The organism is Syntrophaceticus schinkii (assembly GCF_000946815.1).
Classification (GTDB): Bacteria; Bacillota; DSM-12270; order Thermacetogeniales; family Thermacetogeniaceae; genus Syntrophaceticus; species Syntrophaceticus schinkii.
The window spans coordinates 1-1,968 of sequence record NZ_CDRZ01000183.1; the positions used below are offsets into that span (position 1 = coordinate 1).

Here is a 1,968-nt window from a genome sequence, read left to right on the forward strand (position 1 = left end):
CCTAAGCTTTGAGATGGCCGGCGGGGTGCCGAAAAATCCGCTTTGACAATCTGACGGCGGCGGTAAGCAGTTTCGGTAAAAATGGCGAGAGAGTTTTAAACGAGTTATTTGTCCGCTTCATGCTCCACTACCGCTTCGAGGCCGAATTTTGCAAGCCGATAGACTGGGCGGGCCATTTCGCCATCTTTGTCCGCAAGCCAAAAGGGGCCAGGAACTCAACTCTCTACCGTTTCCTTCCCTCTGCGGTGAAAAGTTACCTTGAAGCCAACCCGGAAGCTTTCCGGGAAAGGATTAATTTTGTCCATACCCTGCTGCAAGAAGGCTACGAGATGGGCTTCATTGAAAAGGCATTGGAAAAAGCAGGTGCCTCCAGGGTAAATGATCAGGCGATCATCTGGCACTTGCTTTACCAGCTGAGCACCCAGGAGAAAGCGAACAGCGAGCTTGACGACGACTACAGCCCGCCCAGCGTCAAAAATTATCTGCCCCGGGTTGAAGACTATGATCAACTGGTGCCGTCAGGTAGAGGGGGTAATGTGAATGCAACAATCACTATCTGAGCAGTGTAAAGCCCTGAAACTGGCCAACGTGCCCCGGATCTACCAGGATGTGCCCTTTAACGAGCCGGAGCAGTATCTAACGGCACTTTTTGCCGAAGAGATCAAGGCCAGGCGGTTAAAAAGAATTGACAGGCTAATCAAAACAGCTGGGTTCGTCAATACAAAATCACTTGAAAATTTCGACTGGTCACCGGTTACCCTACCGGACACCACCAGTAAAACCGACCTAGTGGAACTTAAATTCATCGAGCGCTGCGAGAATATTATTGCCGTAGGCGCCGTAGGCACAGGCAAGACATTTCTGGCCACTGCCTTAGGATTAAGAGCCTGCACAAAAGATAAGCTGGTGCGTTTTTACCGCTGCCTGGACTTGGTCAATACCCTGCTTGAAAGCCACCGCCAGGGGCGGTTAAAAAAGATGATGGCCCAGCTAAGCAAAGCAGAACTTCTGATTATAGATGAACTAGGCTTCGTCCCGCTGCACCGTGACGGGGCGGAATTGCTCTTTAATGTTGTTGCCCAGGCCTATGAAAAACAGAGTGTCATCATTACTTCGAATCTGCAATTCGGGCACTGGAACAGCGTGCTCGGTGACAACAGATTGACAGCGGCAATGATCGATCGCCTTGTTCATCATGCTCATATCTTGGCATTCACCGGTGAGAGCTTCAGGTTAAAACAAGCTTTATCCGGAGTAAAAAATACAGGAATTGACGATCAGGAGGTGAGGGAAACATAAAAAGAACATATGCTTTCCTTCCCCTTCGGGGGAAGGAAAGGGGGAACCCTTCTATAGCGTACATGTACGGTACGCAAACGATGGCAGCCTTCTAGTTGTGTACTTTTAAGCTGCCGTACTATGTAATTTTATCTTGCCAAACACAACCACCCGACTTTTGTCGAATGCGATCGTCAGCTTAAAACGGGTCCATTTGATCACTAAAAGTGATCCACCCTGATCTTTTGAATCTGATTGAGCTGCCCCAGACACGGGAAACTTAGAAAATAACCTGTTACGCATTCTTTTAACCAAATGGTAAAATGGGATGAGGAAACGTCCAAAATTTCACTGGGGTGCTCTAGAGTAACTGTCCGAAGTTAAAATGAAAAAAATGGTCAATCTCTGATCCCTGGTTATGCTTAGTCCATGACCCTAACATCTCAACAGCTTACTATTTCTTTTTTTGTTTTTTGGTAAGACATAATCTAGTCCTGCGTTGATGATGGATAACATCTTCATTAAGACCAATCCTCGGGGAACGTCATGCCCGACTAGGAAAAGTTCACAAAGAAGATGGACGGCGCGGTTGCCACCATCATAGGGCTCGACCACGCCATCCTCTGTGGACAATGATAGTAGCGAGAGTGTGTACAACGAAAGGGGCTGATAATCATCTAAACTGCGGTA

3 protein-coding genes are annotated in these 1,968 nt (G+C 47.7%); 2 read left to right on the forward strand and 1 reads right to left on the reverse strand.

Annotation, left to right across the window (positions count from 1 at the left end):
- Positions 1-119: 119 nt before the first annotated feature.
- Both SSCH_RS07190 and istB read left to right on the forward strand, forming a co-directional pair.
- Positions 120-560 carry a hypothetical protein gene (locus tag SSCH_RS07190; protein ID WP_156972165.1) on the forward strand — a complete coding sequence of 147 codons (441 nt, stop codon included), beginning with the start codon at positions 120-122 and terminating at the stop codon, positions 558-560.
- On the forward strand, positions 541-1,299 hold the full coding sequence (gene istB, locus SSCH_RS07195) for an IS21-like element helper ATPase IstB (RefSeq protein WP_044664876.1): 759 nt from the start codon (positions 541-543) through the stop codon (positions 1,297-1,299). The genes SSCH_RS07190 and istB overlap by 20 nt, the downstream gene beginning before the upstream one ends.
- Positions 1,300-1,713: 414 nt before the next feature.
- On the opposite strand, the gene SSCH_RS22365 is transcribed toward istB, so the two are convergent.
- A partial coding sequence (locus SSCH_RS22365) for a hypothetical protein (protein ID WP_232294281.1) occupies positions 1,714-1,968 on the reverse strand: 255 nt, incomplete at its 5' end.

Excerpts from the sequence above, each read along its gene's own strand:
- istB (WP_044664876.1), top strand. The coding sequence starts at position 541 with ATGCAACAATCACTATCTGAGCAGTGTAAAGCCCTGAAACTGGCCAAC.
- SSCH_RS07190 (WP_156972165.1), top strand. The coding sequence starts at position 120 with ATGCTCCACTACCGCTTCGAGGCCGAATTTTGCAAGCCGATAGACTGG.